Source organism: Pseudomonas syringae, assembly GCF_021606685.1.
Taxonomy (GTDB): Bacteria; Pseudomonadota; Gammaproteobacteria; order Pseudomonadales; family Pseudomonadaceae; genus Aquipseudomonas; species Aquipseudomonas syringae_R.
On the sequence record NZ_WKCB01000113.1, the window covers coordinates 1 to 14,889 of the forward strand.

The window sequence follows — 14,889 nt, forward strand, 5'->3', positions numbered from 1 at the left end:
CCCAACCCAACGGCCAAACCGCCAGCTACCGCTACGACCCGTTTGGCCGACGCATCAGCAAAAGCGTGGACGGCATCACCACTGAGTTTTTCTGGCAAGGCGACAAACTCATCGCCGAACACCACGCAGGCCGTCATCGCAGCTATATCTACGAACCGGACAGCTTCCGGCCATTAGCCTTGCTGGAAGGCTATGGTCCAAAACAAACCAAACCCTACCACTACCAACTCGACCACCTCGGCACGCCCCAGGAACTCACCAACCCCGACGGCGAAATCGTCTGGTCCGCCCACTACCGCGCCTACGGCGAAATCGCCCGCCTGGACGCCGGAAAAATCGACAACCCACTGCGTTTCCAGGGCCAATACTTCGATCAGGAAAGCGGGCTGCACTACAACCGCCATCGCTACTACAATCCAGATATTGGTCGCTACCTGACGCCGGATCCGGTGAAGCTGGCGGGTGGGATTAATGCGTACCAATACGTGCCTAACCCGACGGGGTGGGTGGATCCGTTAGGGTTGAGTTCTTGCCCAGGCGGAGATGGTTGCAAGCCAAGCGTTATTGCTCAAGGCTCTGCGCCAAGTGTTAATGACGGAGAGCCAACCTTACCGCAACTGACGCGTGCGGAACGAGAAGCGAAAATAAACGATTTGGCAGAAAAAAACGCCTACCGACGTTTAGGGGAAATTGAACAAGCCCATCCCAAAGCGCACTTTCTAGAGAAACATGGGGCGCAAACTACTCTGGACTCTCAACTAGAAAGGGTGAAAACGGCTAAGAACCCAACCACCGGGGAAATAGAACGGTACATTGACGGTAAAAAGAAAGGAGAACCTAAAACGCCGAGTGCCGCAACTAGATACTTCAGTCATAGAGACCAACTAAACGCAATTTACCGTGCGCAGCTTATATTTCGTCGCACTAATCTAGAAATGTCTCGAGAGCCTATCAATATGGGAAAGGTAACCGGAGAAGGATACAAAAAAGAGGGTCTGCAATATGGGCGGCAAACGAAGGCCAGGGTTTTTCTAGATAAAGATGGAAATCCAATTACCGCATTTACGGAATTTTGAAATGAATCTTTCGCCAAAGCTATCAATACTAAAAAGCTTGCTATTTACATATTGTATTGAAAATTATGAAGATCATGAGAGGGAGAGCTTTATTGTTTCGAAGAACGTGAATGATGACAAAGAGCTGTCGGAGCTGTTTGATAGCTTGACCAAACCAGAATACCTCTCGTACGGGCCTGAAGAGCGTCAATGGCACATTGATACGCTTCAGTATTTTTTAGGCACAGATGAGAGTTTCGAGTCTGTGTTTTATCTTTTTGATACCTACTTTGATGATGAAATAATTGATAAGCGACAATTTATGAGGGTTCTGCTTGAGTGCCTTTCTCGTTATCAAATTGAAGTGATGGAAAGTGATATTTGAGAGAAAATTAAAGCTGATATGTCTCAGGAGTTACAGCAGTCAAGTGTCAAGTGAGAAACTAAAGTAGTTAATATAAAAATTGACGTTTTCAGCAAAGACATTCCTCGCTGATGTCGTCGGGTTTAGGGCCGCTGCGCAGCCCAACGCGAGCAAGCTCGCTCGCCACTAAAAGCGGGGTCGACTACTTCAGGTGTGATGGGTACAGATCAAGACCCTGGAAGAACACCAGATTGACTTAATGCGCTGCACCGCGCTGGTGGTCTGCAGGCCATTCCGGTTTCAGGCTGGCCCTTGCTGAATCAGCCTGGGCTCGGCTGCTTGGAGCGCCATCGGTCATTGCGCTGGATCCAGACGGTTTTCGAGTGAGAGCCTTGAGGGTTTTTTGGTGGAACGATGCGTTGTCGCGCTATAAACTCTGCCCCCAAAGCGCCAGCCAGTAGACGTTTGGGCGCGATGGACAGAAGAGAGTGAGTCATGGGCGCACAGTGGAAAGTCAAACATAAAGAAGCGGCATCCAATGCCAAGGGCAAGATCTTCGGCAAGCTGGTGAAAGAAATCACCATCGCCGCCCGCAACGGTGCCGACACCGCGACCAACGCCCACTTGCGTCTGGTGGTGGAGCAGGCCAAAAAGGCCTCGATGCCCAAGGAAACCCTGGAACGCGCGATCAAGAAAGGCGCCGGTCTACTCGGTGAGACCGTGCAGTACCACCGTGTGACCTATGAAGGCTTCGCTCCGCATCAGGTGCCGCTGATCGTCGAGTGCGTGACCGACAACATCAACCGTACCGTGGCGGAAATCCGCGTGGCCTTCCGCAAGGGGCAGTTGGGTGCTTCCGGCTCCGTGGCCTGGGACTTCAACCATGTTGGCCTGATCGAAGCCTCGCCGGACAGCCCGGACGCTGACCCGGAAATGGCTGCCATTGAAGCCGGCGCACAGGATTTCGAAGACGGCGAAGAAGAGGGCGCGACCCTGTTCATCACCGAAACCACCGACCTCGACGCTGTGCAAAAAGCCTTGCCGGAGCAGGGTTTTACCGTGCTGTCGGCCAAGCTGGGCTATATCTCGAAGAACCCGGTCAGCGGTTTGACTGACGAGCAGATGGCTGAAGTCGAAGCGTTCCTCGAAGGCTTGGACAACCATGATGACGTCCAGGATATGTTTGTCGGCTTGGCTGGCTGATGCATAGCCGAGCGAACTCGGTCTAAATGTGGGGGCGGGCTTGCTCGCGAAGGCGGAGGGTCAGTTAGAGAGGTACTGACTGACCCAGCGCTTTCGCGAGCAAGCCCGCTCCCACACTTATTTAGTGGGGTTGGACAGCACTGAGCAGTGCTTCGATCTCTTCAAAACTCGGTCGCGCTAATACGTCGGGCTGGCAGCAACTTTTCTGCAGATCCACCAGCGCTGCGTTGAACGCGGTGTCAACCCGCTCCAGCAACTCCCCGAGCAACACCCCGAACGCCCGCACCTCGATACGCTGCAACGCCTTGGTTTCCGAGGTGTCTGCCGTGGCATGGAACGACGCCGCGCCAAAGTCCCCCAGCACACAATCCCCCGCGCTATTCCACAGAATATTGTGCCCATACAGGTCGCCGTGGGTGATGCCGTGCCGGTGCAAGTGCGCGCCCACCGAGGCGATGCCACGCGCCATGCGCAGGGCCACATCGACGCTCATGCGGGTGGTCGGCGCGTAGCTGTCACGCGTGCACGAGGCCAGGCTCGGCAGGGCGGCGAGGTTGCGGTAGCTCGGGTCGATCAGGTCCATCACCAGTGCAGCCTGGCCCTCGGGGTGGTCGACCACACGGCCTTGCACCCTGATCAGGTTGGGGTGCCGCCCGGCGGCGATGCACGCCTGCATTTCGTGCAGCGGTGAACCGTCGCTGGTGATGCTGCCTTTGTAGAGCTTGACCGCGACGGGCAGGCCCTGGGGTTTCCACACTGCCTTGCGGATCACACCAGAGGCGCCTTCCCCCAGCACCTCGGCCAGTTCCAGTTCGGCCCAGGGGATAGTCGGCGTGGCGCTATCGGCGGCCCTGCCCACTGCGGTTTCCACCGGGTTGCCCGCGTAGGCCAGCCACGTCAGGCTCGGCAGCGCCAGCAGCCACTGTGGCAAGTGGGTGAGGCGGTTGGCCGCGATGCGCAGCAGTTCCAGCTGGGTGCAGTTGGCCAGGCTTGCCGGCAACTGCGTCAGCTGATTACCGGCCAACATCAGCTTTTGCAGCAACGGTCGCTCGCCCAACGCGCCGGGCAGGTGGCTGATGCGGTTGTCGGTGAGGATCAGCCAGCGCAACAGGGGCGGTAACGCCGCGGCGGGCACCTGGCTGATCTGGTTGGCCTTGAAACCGATCATGCTCAGCTTGGCACAGCGCCCCAGGCATTCGGGCAACGCGGTAAAGGCGTTGTCCGAGCAGAACAGCACGCGCAGGTGTGTGAGGCGGTGCAGGTCGTCGGGCAGGCGGCTCAGGGCATTACCCGTGAGGTTGAGGATTTCCAGCGAGTCGGCAAGGTCGAAGATTTCCCTGGGGAACTCGGTCAGCCCGCATGACAGGTCCAGGCGCGTGATGCCGGCCAATTGGCCGGCCTTGAGTTGGGCGAGGGTATGCATGGACGGCGCGGTCACTCGGCAAGGGGGCGTAAGTGCGGCTCATGGGACGGGGACGGCGGGTCGGCCTGTTGCAACTGTCCCAGCCGGCTGGCGGTGCGCGCGAGGTCGATGGCCTGGCCGGCGAGGGCGTCGGCCAGGGGCCTTTCGCCGATCAGCGTCAGGTGCTTGTCCTGGTCGTAAAGCACGTCCACGAGGTTGATGAAACGCTGCTGCACGGCAATCGGGCACTCTGCCAGCAGGGGGAGGCCGTCGATGATCCAATGGTCGAAGTCGTGACACAGCAGCAGGTAGTCCATGACTGCCGTGAGTTGTTCGCAGAGGTCGTTGAAGGTGAAGGCGACGGTACGTGCCTGATGGCTGCGGCAGCGTAACTGCCGGTTGCCCACCGTCAGCACGTGCGCCGGGCAATCCTTGGCGGGCAGCACCAATGCCTCGCGCTGCGCCGCGCTGCCCGGCCATACGTACTCGCCCAGGGTAAACCGCTGCGAGCCCCGGGCCTGGGGCAGGCTGCGAAAGTCCTGCGGTGAGCTGACTTCCAGCACCTCCATGCGGGCGGCGATCAGGTCGATCACCGGCTTGAAGCGTTCGTGGTACAGCGGGTTGGGCAGCAGCCCCTGGGGCGGGTAGTTGGACGTCACCAGCACCAGGACACCGCGTTGGAACAACGCCTGGAACAATCGGCTGATGAGCATGGCATCGCCGATATCGTGGACGTGGAACTCGTCGAAACACAGCACGCGGCAACCCGACAGTAATTCGTCCAGGGTGATCCGCAGCGCGTCATCATGCCCACGGTGCGTGAACATGCCCCGGTGCAGGCGGGCAAAAAAATCGTGGAAGTGCACCCGTTGTTTTTCGGCGATGGGCAGCGCCTGGAAAAAACCATCGAGCAGCCAGCTTTTGCCGCGCCCCACTGGCCCGTGCAGGTACAAGCTGCGTGCTGGCTGGCCAGCCAACAGCTGCTGGCTGGCGCGCGCCATCGCGGTAATGGCCTGGGCTTGGCCCACACTCAGGGTGTAGCCGTGTTGTTCGGCCTTGGTGTGGAAGAACGTCGGGATGGGCGAGTCGTCGACGAGCGTGGTTTTTTTACCGAGCAGGCGACGGATCAGGGAAGGCGCGGCCAATACAAGTCACTCTGTGTTTCAGTGGTCGCCCACTTTAGGCGGCTCATCGCGTTTTGGCCAATAGAGAAGGGCGCGGCCAGCTATCTCGAAAAAGCATGTCACAGAGGTAATCCTGTCCAGACTGGCAGTTTCTCGCTGAGTGTCTAACCTCCTACACAGCAGTCACCCCTGTACAAGGATTTGGGGCAGTGAAGGGACGAGCAGTATTGGCGGTCATGGGCGCGATGCTCTGCAGCACGGCGTACGGCGCACAACTCCAGGTGGAGGTGCGCATCGACGTGCAGCGGGGATGCCAGTTGGTGGGTACCACCCGCAGTGCTGGCATCGAGCAACTTGGCGTATTGGATTTTGGCAGCGGCCCGCGTCTGGATGACCCGGCCGGGCCCTTGAGTGCGGCGCTGATCAGCCAGCGTCAGCCGCGCCTGGAGTGCAACCCCGACACGCCGTACCAGGTGCGCGTCGACGGCGGCCTCCACGGTGGCGTCGGCGAGGTGCGTTACCTGAGCGCCGCCGGCGCTGCGACCAAACCCATTCCCTATCGCATCTACGCGGACGCCGCGCGGCGTATTCCCCTGCCGGTGGACGTGCCTCTCAGCGGCCGCGTGCCGGACGCGGGCGTGGTCGACCTGCCGCTGTTCGGCCGCATTGAACCGCTCAAAGACATCCCCGCCGTCGGGCGTTATTCCGACCTGCTCAAGGTTACGGTCACATGGTAAGCCGCTGCCTGGCCCTGGCGGCCATGGGTGGCTTGCTGCTGCTGGCCGATGACGCGCAGGCGGCCGTCGCCGGGCAGATCCACGCGCGCTTGGTCATCATCGCCAGTTGCGAGGTGAGCAAAGGCGCGGACAGCGCGCCGGTTACCCCGACCGCCGGCAGCGCCATGCTCGACTTCGGCAGCCAGGGCCCGACCTGGAACACCACATTGGGGGCGGGCGTCACCGACGGCGACAAGGCGCCGCTGTCGGTGTCGTGCAACCCCTCGGTGGTCAGCAGCTTCACGGTCACCATCGACGGTGGCGCCAACGGCGACGGCACCACCCGGCGCCTGAGCAACGGGCGCCAGATGATTCCCTATCGACTGTCCGCCGACCCCCAGGGCCGCAGCACTTATCACATCGGCCAACAACGCAATTTTGTCGTAACCCGGGGCAGCCAGATACCGATCCCGGTGTTTGGCTCCGTGGTGGCAAATACCAGTGCCTTACCGGCAGGGATCTACACCGACACGTTGACGGTGACACTGGACTGGTAACTCAAGAGGATGAAGACCATGCATGCACTCGTATCCAAAGCAGTATTTCCATTAATGGCGCTGGCGTGGGTGTCCGGTTCGCAGGCGGCTACCGTCGCGGGCACGGTCACCGCTACCCTGGTGCTGACCAGCAGTTGCCAGGTCAATGGCGCGACGGCGACCGGCGGGATGAGCTTCGGCGCATTGAACTTCGGCAGTGACAACAGCCTGTTCACCGAAGCCACCGGCCAGGTCCTGGGCGGCGGCGGTGGGGCGCTGTCGATCCTGTGCTCGGCGGGCACCGCGCCGACCCTGACGGTGGCGGCCGGCGCCAATGACGGCAAGTCCCCCGGCGGTGGGCGCGCGCTGTTCGACGGGGTCGCCAACTACGTGCCCTACAACCTGTATACCGACGCCGGCCACTCGAACCTGCTGGCGATCGGTGGCGTGATCACGCTTGCGCCGAGTACCGGCGTGGCCCAGGCCGTCAACATCTACGGCAGAGCCACCGGCAAGGCGGGCCTGCCGGCCGGTACCTACACCGACACGATCAACGTGACCCTGACGTTCTGAGCCATGTACCGCACAGGATGGGCGGCGCTGGCGGTGTGCATCGGCTCGGGGCTGCCGGTGTCGCTGTTGGCGGTGACCAGCCAGACGTTTCAGGTCAGCGCGACGATCACCCCGGGCTGCCTGGTGGCCAGCGGCGGCTCCAATTACGGCAGCCTCGGGTTCGGCAGCTATTCGGCGCTGGCCACCAGTGCGGTGTCGGTCGCGTTGAGCAATTCGGTGACGCTGCAATGCACGCCTGGGGTGGCGTTGAACATGACGGTCGACGGCGGCTTGTACAACAGCGGCGGGCGCCGCATGCAGCTCAACAGCGGCACGGCCAAGGTGGCTTATCAGCTGTTTCGCGATGCGGCGCTGAGCCAGAGCATCGGCGTCAGCCAAAGTGTCAGCGTGGCCTACAGCAACGCCAACAACATCACCCTGCCGATTTACGGGCGGGTTCAGTTACCGGGTAACCAACCTGGGGGGACGTACAGCGACACGCTGCAGGTGCAGCTGACGTGGTAAGGCGATTGGGATAAGGAGTGAGGTCTATGTATGCAGCTTCCCGGCGTGGGTGGGTAGCGTTTTTGGGCAGTGTGCTGGGGCTGGCGATGGGGCAGGTGCAGGCGGCCAGTTCGGTGCTGATCTGGCCGATCGACCCGGTGCTGGAGGCTGATCAACAGGCCAGTGCCTTGTGGCTGGAGAACCGCGGCACCGAGACCGCCAACCTGCAGATCCGGGTGTTTGCCTGGAGCCAGAGCGGCTTTGACGAGCAGTATCAGAACCAGCGGGATGTGATCGGCAGCCCGCCGGTGGCGAAGATCGAGCCGGGGCAGAAGCAACTGGTGCGCCTGACCCGCACCAAGGACGTGCCGCCGGGCCGTGAGATGGCCTATCGGATCATCATCGACGAGATCCCCTCGGCCGTGCCCGTGGCCACCCCGGAGGATGGCAAGACAGCGGCGGCGGTGCGTTTTCAGATGCGTTATTCGGTGCCGTTGTTTGCCTATGGGCCAGGCCTCTGGAGCAAGGTGGACGACACACGTGAACGTGACCCCAAGAGCGCCGGCAAGCCGGACTTGAGCTGGAAGAAGATCACCGTCGCCGGGCGTAATTATGTAGAGATGCATAACCAGGGCGCCGTGCATGCACGGCTGACCGACGCCAGCTTCAAGCAGGGCGGGCAGTCTCGCCCGCTGGTGGAAGGCCTGATGGGGTATGTGCTGCCGGGCGCGACGATGCGCTGGCAGGTGCCCGATAACCTGCCCGCAGACCAGCCGCTGCAGGTACGGGTCAATGGCGCGACGCAACTGGAGAACCTCGCCCCTGGGCGATAGAGACGTGTGACAGGGCAGGGAATTGCCTGTGGTTTTAACGGATGGAGATGTCCATTGATGGACACAAAGCCTTGGTGAGCCAGATTAAGGCTCGATGTCTATGGCGGTTGGTGTGGGTGGTGGGAAGCGTGTCGGGCCTGGTCTCTGCGCCACTGGGCCAGGCTGCACCGTTGCCGCCCCCTCCCAGCAGTATGGAGGCTGTGGCCGATGCTCAGTTGTTCCTCGAACTGGTGGTCAACCAGCGTGATACCGGCCGGGTGGTTGCCGTCAGCCAGCGGGCCGGGGGGCTGTTTTTGCCGGCGAGCGTCTTGCAGGACATCGGCATGAAGTTGCCAGCGCAAGTGCCCCAAGAGGTCGATCTGGACAAGCTGCCGGGCCTGCACAGTGATTACGACAGCCAGGCCCAGCGTCTGGTTTTGAGCGTGCCGCCGGCCTGGCTGCCGGAGCAGTTGATCGGCGATCGCAGCAATTACCCGCGTACCCAGGCGATGACCAGCTTTGGCGCATTGCTCAACTATGACGCCTACCTCAATGACACCGACGACAGCGATACCTACCTGGGCATCTTCAACGAAGTGCGCCTGTTTGATACCTGGGGCACCGTGAGCAACACCGGCCAATACCGCACCACCCTTGGCCGCGAGTCGCAAGGCGGCGCGTTGAGCAACGGTTATCGACGCTACGACACCACCTGGCGTTTCTCTGACGATGAGCGTTTGCTGACCTATGAAGCGGGCGACGTGATCAGCGGTGCATTGCCCTGGAGCAGTTCGGTACGTCTTGGCGGCGTGCAGGTGTCCCGCGACTTCGGCGTACGCCCGGACCTAGTGACCTATCCCTTGCCGCAGTTTGCAGGCGAGGCGGCGGTGCCGTCGTCGGTCGACCTGTTCATCAACGGCTACAAATCCAGCAGCGCCGACCTGCAGCCCGGGCCTTACACCCTGACCAACGTGCCGTTCATCAACGGTGCCGGCGAAGCGGTGGTGGTCACCACCGACGCGCTGGGCCGGCAGGTGTCCACCACGGTGCCGTTCTATGTCACCAGCACCTTGCTGCAAAAAGGCCTGTCGGATTTCTCGGTGTCCGCCGGTACGTTGCGGCGCGACTACACCGTGCGCGATTTTGGCTACGGCCCCGGTGTGGCCAGCGGCACCTTTCGTTACGGGCTGTCGGACGCGTTCACCGTGGAAGGCCACGCCGAAGCGGCCGGCGACCTGGCCCTCGGCGGGGTGGGCGGCAACCTGCGGCTGGGCAATTGGGGCGTGCTCAATGCGGCGATCAGCCAAAGCCAGTTCGACGGCGAATCGGGCCAGCAATTGAGCCTGGGTTATCAATACAGCAGCCAGCGCTACAGCGTGTCGTATCAACGGGTCGAGCGGCGTGATCAATATGCCGACCTGACCCTGGTGGACACCCCCTATGCCAGCCTCAGCCAGCGCAGCGAGCAGGTGACGCTGAGCGTGAACCTGAATGATTTTGGCAGCCTGGGGGTGGGCTATTTCGATGTACAGGCGGCGGATGACTCGCGTACGCGGCTATTGAACCTGACCTGGAGCAAGTCGCTGTGGCGCAACACCAGCTTCTACCTGTCGGCCAACCGCGAGGTCGGTGACAGCAACTGGGCCGTGCAGGGCCAATTGGTGATTCCCTTCGATGTCTACGGCAGCCTCAGCCTGGGCAGCGAGCGCAGTAACAGCGGCGAGGTTCAGCAGCGCGTCAACTACAGCCGTGCCGTGCCTGCCGGTGGCGGGGTGGGCTTCAACCTGGGGTATGCCAGCGGTGACGGCCCGGCGTATCGCCAGGCCGACCTGACCTGGCGCCTGCAGTCGGTGCAGTTGCAGGCCGGCGTATACGGCACCCGCGATGCGCAAACCCGTTGGGCCGACGCCAGCGGCTCGCTGGTGTGGATGGACAAGCAGTTTTTTACCGCCAACCAGGTCAACGATGCCTTTGTGGTGGTGAGTACCGACGGCTTTGCCGGCGTACCGGTGCGTTACGAAAACCAGGTGGTCGGCGAAACCGACCGCAACGGGCACCTGCTGGTGCCGTGGAGCAGCGCCTACTATCGCGCCAAGTACGAGATCGACCCGCTGAACCTGCCGTCCAACGTGCAGGTGCCCAATGTAGAACAGCGCGTGGCGGTGCGCCGAGGAAGTGGCTATCTGCTCGAGTTTCCGGTGCGCCGCGTGATCGCCGCGAGCATCACCCTGGTGGATGCGCAGCATGAAGACCTGCCCCTCGGCAGCCAGGTACGTCACGAGCAAAGCGGCGCTCTGGCGGTGGTCGGTTGGGATGGCCTGGTGTATCTGGAAAACCTCGCGGCGCATAACACCCTGCAAGTCACCGTCGGCAGTGGGCAGAGCTGCCAGGCCACGTTCGAGCTGGATATCACCCAGGAGCAGGTGCCGCTGATCGGGCCGCTGGTTTGCCAATGACATAAGGAGTGTGCGTGTGCGGGTCAGGGAGTGGCTAGGGAGACTGTTGCTGTTGGCGAGCCTGGGAGGCGCGGCGCAGGTGCAAGGTGCGTGCAGCGCGGTCGCGACGACGCCGGCCAGCTTTGGCTCGGTCAGTTCGATGACGGTGCGCACCGCTGCCCAGTCCAGCTCCACCACCAACGCCGGGCTGAGTTGCACGCCGCTGTTGTTATCCGTGTTGGGCAGTGGCGACCATTTCTACGCGACCGTCACCGGCTCCGCGCAGGGCGGTATGCGCGGGCCTACCGGTGATGTGATCGGTTACACCGTTTACGGCAACAACTCCACGACCTACCCGCTGACGCGCGGCACCCGATTCGACTTTGGCGGCGCGGGGGGCATCGCGCAGAGCTATGGGTTGGTGTTCGGGCCGGGCACCAAGACCCTGCCGTTGTACTTTGGCAGCCTGACCGGCAGCAATGTGGCGGCGGGCCTGTACACCGAAACCTTGAGCATTCTCTGGAGCTGGGACTATTGCTCGGGCATCAACCTGATCGGTATCTGCCTGGGGCGCGACACCAACACCGGCACCAGTACCCTGACCGTCAGCATGCTGGTGACCAACGACTGCCAGATCACCACACCGCCCATCGCCTTCGGCAGCGCGCCGGTGGTCAGTGGTTTCTCTACCGTGACGGGCCAGGCCAGCGTCAATTGCACCAAGGGCAGCGCCTACACCGTGGGGCTCAGCGATGGTCAGCACCCGGTCAGCGTGGGAGGGCGCCGGCAGATGGTGTCCGGCAGCAACTACTTGGCCTATGACATCTTCATCAGCGCCGGCACCACGCGCTGGGGCAGCGTCGGTGCCGCGCGGCGCGCCAGCTCGACTGCCGACGTCAACCCCGGCAACGGCCTGGGCACCGGCAGCCAGGTGTTCAACTACAACGCGCGCATCTACAGCGACCAGGCCACGCCGCCGGGGGGGACTTACCTGGACAACGTGATCCTGGATGTCGGCTTCTAGCGCGGCAATCGCCTAGAACTGCAGCTGCGGCGGGGCGGGCTGATCCGCCGGGCTGACCACCGCATAGTTGTAGCCGGCGCCGGACCAGTAGTGCGCTTGCAACCCATCGGCGCTGCGGCTGCCACGGGGCAGGAAGCCATTTTCCGGGCCCGGTGGGCGGATGTAGAAACTGATGCGCCGCCCTTGTGGGTCTTCGTACAGGACCATGGCCGCGGCACCTTGCTCGGTGGTGAGCAGGCGCCCGCTCACCGGGGTGAAGCCCGACGCGCTCAAGTCTGGCAGGCGGTGGGCCTGGTTGAAGTAACGGTCGAGCCAGGCCTGCATCGTGCCGCCGCCCTGGGCCTGGTAGTCGGCGGGCATGATGCCGTCCTGGGCAAACAGGCGAAACGCCTGCATCGCATCGGCCATCGGCTGGAGGGCGGGCAGGCTGGCCTCACGCGCCTTCCAGCCGCCGAGGCCGCCGAGGCTGATGGCCACCAGCAGCACCGCCGCGGTGGCCAAGTGGCGGCGCGACTGGTGCTTGATGCGCTGGCGGATCAGCGCCGGGTCCAGCGCCGGGTTGGCCGGCTGTTGCAGGGCGCCGCCGAGCGCGGCGCGCAGCAACTGCGCGTCCTGCTGCCAGGCGTGAACCTGCGCTGCGACGTCGGGGTGCGCCGCCAGCCAGGTGTCGAGAACACGGCGATCGCTCTCCGGGAGCTGGTGATCGACGTAGGCATGTAAATCGCGTTCGCTGGGGGGCAGGCTGATCATTTGAGTATCCGCAGGGAAGGGTTGGCGATTTCACCGTCGCTGAGTTGGCGCAGGGCCTGGCGCGCCCGGGACAAGCGCGACATCACGGTGCCGAGGGGCACATCGAGAATCTCGGCCACCTCCTTGTAGCTCAGGCCCTCGACCGACACCCATAGCAGGAGGGCGCGTTGCTCGGTGTTGAGTTGGTCGAAGGCTTGCAGGGTGGACTGGGCGATCACCGTGCGTTCGACCGACGGCTGCGCGTCATCACGCCCGGTAAAGAATTCCAGCATGCGTGCATAACGCCGGGTGCGGCGATGGGCATCGAGGAACTGGCGGTAGAGGATCGAGAACAGCCAGGCGCGCAGGTCGCCTTCGACGCGCTTGTCGGCCCACCGCGTGATCGCCCGTTCGAGGGTGGATTGCACCAGGTCGTCGGCACTGCTGGCGTTACGGGTCAGGGACACGGCAAAACGCCGCAGCCTGGGGATGAGTTCACGTAACGGTTCGTCGAGTTCATGCATGGGGTTCTGGCTGGTCACTACGCTGGGACTAGAGAGACGTGCGGCGTTGAAGGTTATTCCAGGTCGTGAGAAATAAATTCATCGCCTGGGAATAGAGTGTATCGGCGTTCGTCTTAATGCTCCGACCTTATGTTTCACCGCCTAAGGCCTCTGGCCCTGGAGTTTGTTCATGGTAGATCACTCATCACCGCCCCGTCCTCCGTTGAGCACTGCGAGCCTGATCGCGCGACTCGCGGGGATTGGCGCCGTGGTTGCCGTTGTTGCCGGCGCATTTGCCTACGTCAATGGCACCCTCGACCCACAACGCTTGCGTCCGAAAACCCTGGTCAATGCCCTCGAAACCAACAACGGTGTGCACCCCGGTTTCCGGCGTAACCACGCCAAGGGCGTGTGTGTGGCCGGGTACTTCGAGAGCACCGCCGAGGCGCGTGCCTACTCCAGCGCTGAGGTGTTCAGCGCGGCCAAAACCCCGGTGATTGGCCGCTTTGCGCTGCCCAGCGGCAACCCTTATGCGCCGGACAGCAGCGTGCCGATCCGCAGTTTCGCCGTGCAGTTCAGCCAGGCCAACGGCCAGCAGTGGCGCACAGGTATGAACAGCATGCCGGTGTTCCCGGTGGGCACGCCCGAGGCGTTCTACCAGATGCTCAAGGCGGGCGCGCCAGACCCGGCCACCGGCAAGCCGAACCCTGCAAACATGCCGGCGTTTTTCGCCGCGCATCCGGAGACAGCGGCGTTTCTGGCCTGGGTCAAGACGGCCAAGCCTTCGGCCAGCTATGCCACCGAAACCTATAACGGCATCAACGCGTTTTACCTGGTGGGCGCCGATGGCAAGCGCCAGGCCGTGCGCTGGGGGGTAGTACCCCAGCGCCAGGATGCCGCGGGCGATAGCGCACCGGCAGGCGCGGATTTCCTCGAGAAAGACCTGGTGCAACGGCTGGGCGCGGGACCTTTGCGCTGGCAGTTGAACATGACCCTGGCCAACCCCGGCGACCCGTTGGACGATGCAAGCAAGCCCTGGACCGGCGAGCACAAGGTGCTCAACGCCGGCACCCTGGTGCTGCAAAGCAGCCAGCCGCAGGCGGACGGCGATTGCCGTGACATCAATTTCGACCCACTGGTATTGCCCAGCGGCATCGAAGCCTCCAATGACCCGCTGCTCGCTGCGCGCTCGGCGGCCTATGCCAGTTCCTACCTGCGCCGCGCCGGCGAAGTCAGCCCGTTGCACAGCGCCCCACAGGAGTCGAAGCCATGAATGTTCAACCGCGGTTTTTCGCGCCACTGGCGCGCCTGCTGCATTGGCTGATGGCGCTGATGGTCATCGCCATGTTGTTTATCGGCGCGGGTCTGGCGGCGTCGGTGTCGGAACGGCATGAGTGGTTGCTGCACCTGCACAAGCCGCTGGGTATTGCCATCCTGGCCCTGGTAATCGTGCGTCTGGTGGTGCGCTTCTCTACGCGCCAGCCGCCGTTGCCTGCCGACTTGCCGCTATGGCAAGTGTTGGCGGCCAAGGCATCGCATATCGTGCTGTATGCGTTGATGCTGGTTTTGCCCTTGCTGGGCTGGGCGATGATCTCGGCGGCGGGCGACCCGGTGATGCTCAGCAGCTCAGTGCAGTTACCGGCGCTGGTCGGCGCCAATGCCCCGTTGTTTGCGCTGTTGCGCAAGGCCCATGGGTTTCTGGCGTATCTGCTGTTTTTGACGGTGCTGGTGCACTTGGCGGCGGCGTTGTTCCATGGGCTGATTCGCCGCGACGGCGTGCTGCAGAGCATGACGGGTAGCAAGGACTGATCCACTGGGTGGGTGAGGGCTTATGTGGCGAGCGGGCTTGTTGTGGCGAGCGGGCTTGCCCGCGTTGGGCTGCGAAGCGGCCCTGAAACCTGCCGGCGCGGTATGTCAGGTCGTGAGGTAG

The 14,889-nt window shown here is 62.7% G+C and carries 16 protein-coding genes; 12 read left to right on the forward strand and 4 right to left on the reverse strand.

What is annotated here, in order from left to right:
• The 3 genes from GIW02_RS25620 to GIW02_RS25630 form a co-directional block, all read left to right on the forward strand.
• On the forward strand, window positions 1-1,076 hold a 1,076-nt coding region (locus tag GIW02_RS25620; protein ID WP_236422170.1), incomplete at its 5' end, for an RHS repeat-associated core domain-containing protein.
• Between the two features lies 1 nt (window position 1,077).
• Entirely contained in the window at window positions 1,078-1,440 is a 363-nt protein-coding gene (locus tag GIW02_RS25625; RefSeq protein WP_236419060.1) for a hypothetical protein, read from the forward strand.
• A gap of 474 nt (window positions 1,441-1,914) precedes the next feature.
• Entirely contained in the window at window positions 1,915-2,622 is a 708-nt protein-coding gene (locus GIW02_RS25630) for a YebC/PmpR family DNA-binding transcriptional regulator (RefSeq protein WP_236419062.1), read from the forward strand.
• Between the two features lie 121 nt (window positions 2,623-2,743).
• Here the strand turns inward: GIW02_RS25630 and GIW02_RS25635 are convergent, their stop codons facing one another.
• Window positions 2,744-4,045 carry a protein kinase gene (locus tag GIW02_RS25635; protein ID WP_236419064.1) on the reverse strand — a complete coding sequence of 434 codons (1,302 nt, stop codon included), beginning with the start codon at window positions 4,043-4,045 and terminating at the stop codon, window positions 2,744-2,746.
• Between the two features lie 11 nt (window positions 4,046-4,056).
• The gene (gene zapE / locus GIW02_RS25640; protein ID WP_236419066.1) at window positions 4,057-5,169 is read right to left on the reverse strand and encodes a cell division protein ZapE; all 1,113 of its coding nucleotides are present in this window, start codon (window positions 5,167-5,169) and stop codon (window positions 4,057-4,059) included.
• A gap of 215 nt (window positions 5,170-5,384) precedes the next feature.
• Between zapE and GIW02_RS25645 the strand changes: the two genes are divergently transcribed.
• The 7 genes from GIW02_RS25645 to GIW02_RS25675 are packed head-to-tail and all read left to right on the forward strand — an operon-like array spanning window position 5,385 to window position 11,727.
• Complete coding sequence (locus tag GIW02_RS25645) at window positions 5,385-5,885, forward strand: Csu type fimbrial protein (RefSeq protein WP_456361626.1); 501 nt, start codon at window positions 5,385-5,387, stop codon at window positions 5,883-5,885.
• Window positions 5,879-6,421: a spore coat protein U domain-containing protein gene (locus tag GIW02_RS25650; protein ID WP_236419067.1), complete on the forward strand. Its 543-nt coding sequence runs from the start codon at window positions 5,879-5,881 to the stop codon at window positions 6,419-6,421. Before GIW02_RS25645 ends, GIW02_RS25650 begins: the two co-directional genes overlap by 7 nt.
• An 18-nt stretch (window positions 6,422-6,439) precedes the next feature.
• Window positions 6,440-6,973: a Csu type fimbrial protein gene (locus GIW02_RS25655; RefSeq protein ID WP_236419070.1), complete on the forward strand. Its 534-nt coding sequence runs from the start codon at window positions 6,440-6,442 to the stop codon at window positions 6,971-6,973.
• Window positions 6,974-6,976: 3 nt separating this feature from the next.
• Window positions 6,977-7,477 carry a Csu type fimbrial protein gene (locus GIW02_RS25660; RefSeq protein WP_236422172.1) on the forward strand — a complete coding sequence of 167 codons (501 nt, stop codon included), beginning with the start codon at window positions 6,977-6,979 and terminating at the stop codon, window positions 7,475-7,477.
• A 26-nt stretch (window positions 7,478-7,503) separates the two neighbouring features.
• Window positions 7,504-8,289, forward strand: a complete 786-nt coding sequence (locus GIW02_RS25665; protein ID WP_456361624.1) for a fimbrial biogenesis chaperone — start codon at window positions 7,504-7,506, stop codon at window positions 8,287-8,289.
• A gap of 41 nt (window positions 8,290-8,330) precedes the next feature.
• Entirely contained in the window at window positions 8,331-10,724 is a 2,394-nt protein-coding gene (locus GIW02_RS25670) for a fimbria/pilus outer membrane usher protein (protein ID WP_236416532.1), read from the forward strand.
• Window positions 10,725-10,740: 16 nt separating this feature from the next.
• Window positions 10,741-11,727, forward strand: coding sequence for a Csu type fimbrial protein (locus tag GIW02_RS25675; RefSeq protein WP_456361625.1), 987 nt, complete (start codon window positions 10,741-10,743; stop codon window positions 11,725-11,727).
• Between the two features lie 12 nt (window positions 11,728-11,739).
• Here GIW02_RS25675 and GIW02_RS25680 read toward each other — a convergent pair whose 3' ends face one another.
• Window positions 11,740-12,477 carry an anti-sigma factor family protein gene (locus GIW02_RS25680; protein WP_236416520.1) on the reverse strand — a complete coding sequence of 246 codons (738 nt, stop codon included), beginning with the start codon at window positions 12,475-12,477 and terminating at the stop codon, window positions 11,740-11,742.
• Complete coding sequence (locus GIW02_RS25685) at window positions 12,474-12,980, reverse strand: sigma-70 family RNA polymerase sigma factor (protein ID WP_236416517.1); 507 nt, start codon at window positions 12,978-12,980, stop codon at window positions 12,474-12,476. The genes GIW02_RS25680 and GIW02_RS25685 overlap by 4 nt, the downstream gene beginning before the upstream one ends.
• A 169-nt stretch (window positions 12,981-13,149) precedes the next feature.
• Between GIW02_RS25685 and GIW02_RS25690 the strand changes: the two genes are divergently transcribed.
• Window positions 13,150-14,232 carry a catalase family peroxidase gene (locus GIW02_RS25690; protein WP_236416515.1) on the forward strand — a complete coding sequence of 361 codons (1,083 nt, stop codon included), beginning with the start codon at window positions 13,150-13,152 and terminating at the stop codon, window positions 14,230-14,232.
• Window positions 14,229-14,768, forward strand: coding sequence for a cytochrome b (locus tag GIW02_RS25695; protein WP_236416512.1), 540 nt, complete (start codon window positions 14,229-14,231; stop codon window positions 14,766-14,768). The genes GIW02_RS25690 and GIW02_RS25695 overlap by 4 nt, the downstream gene beginning before the upstream one ends.
• The last annotated feature ends 121 nt before the right edge of the window (window positions 14,769-14,889 follow it).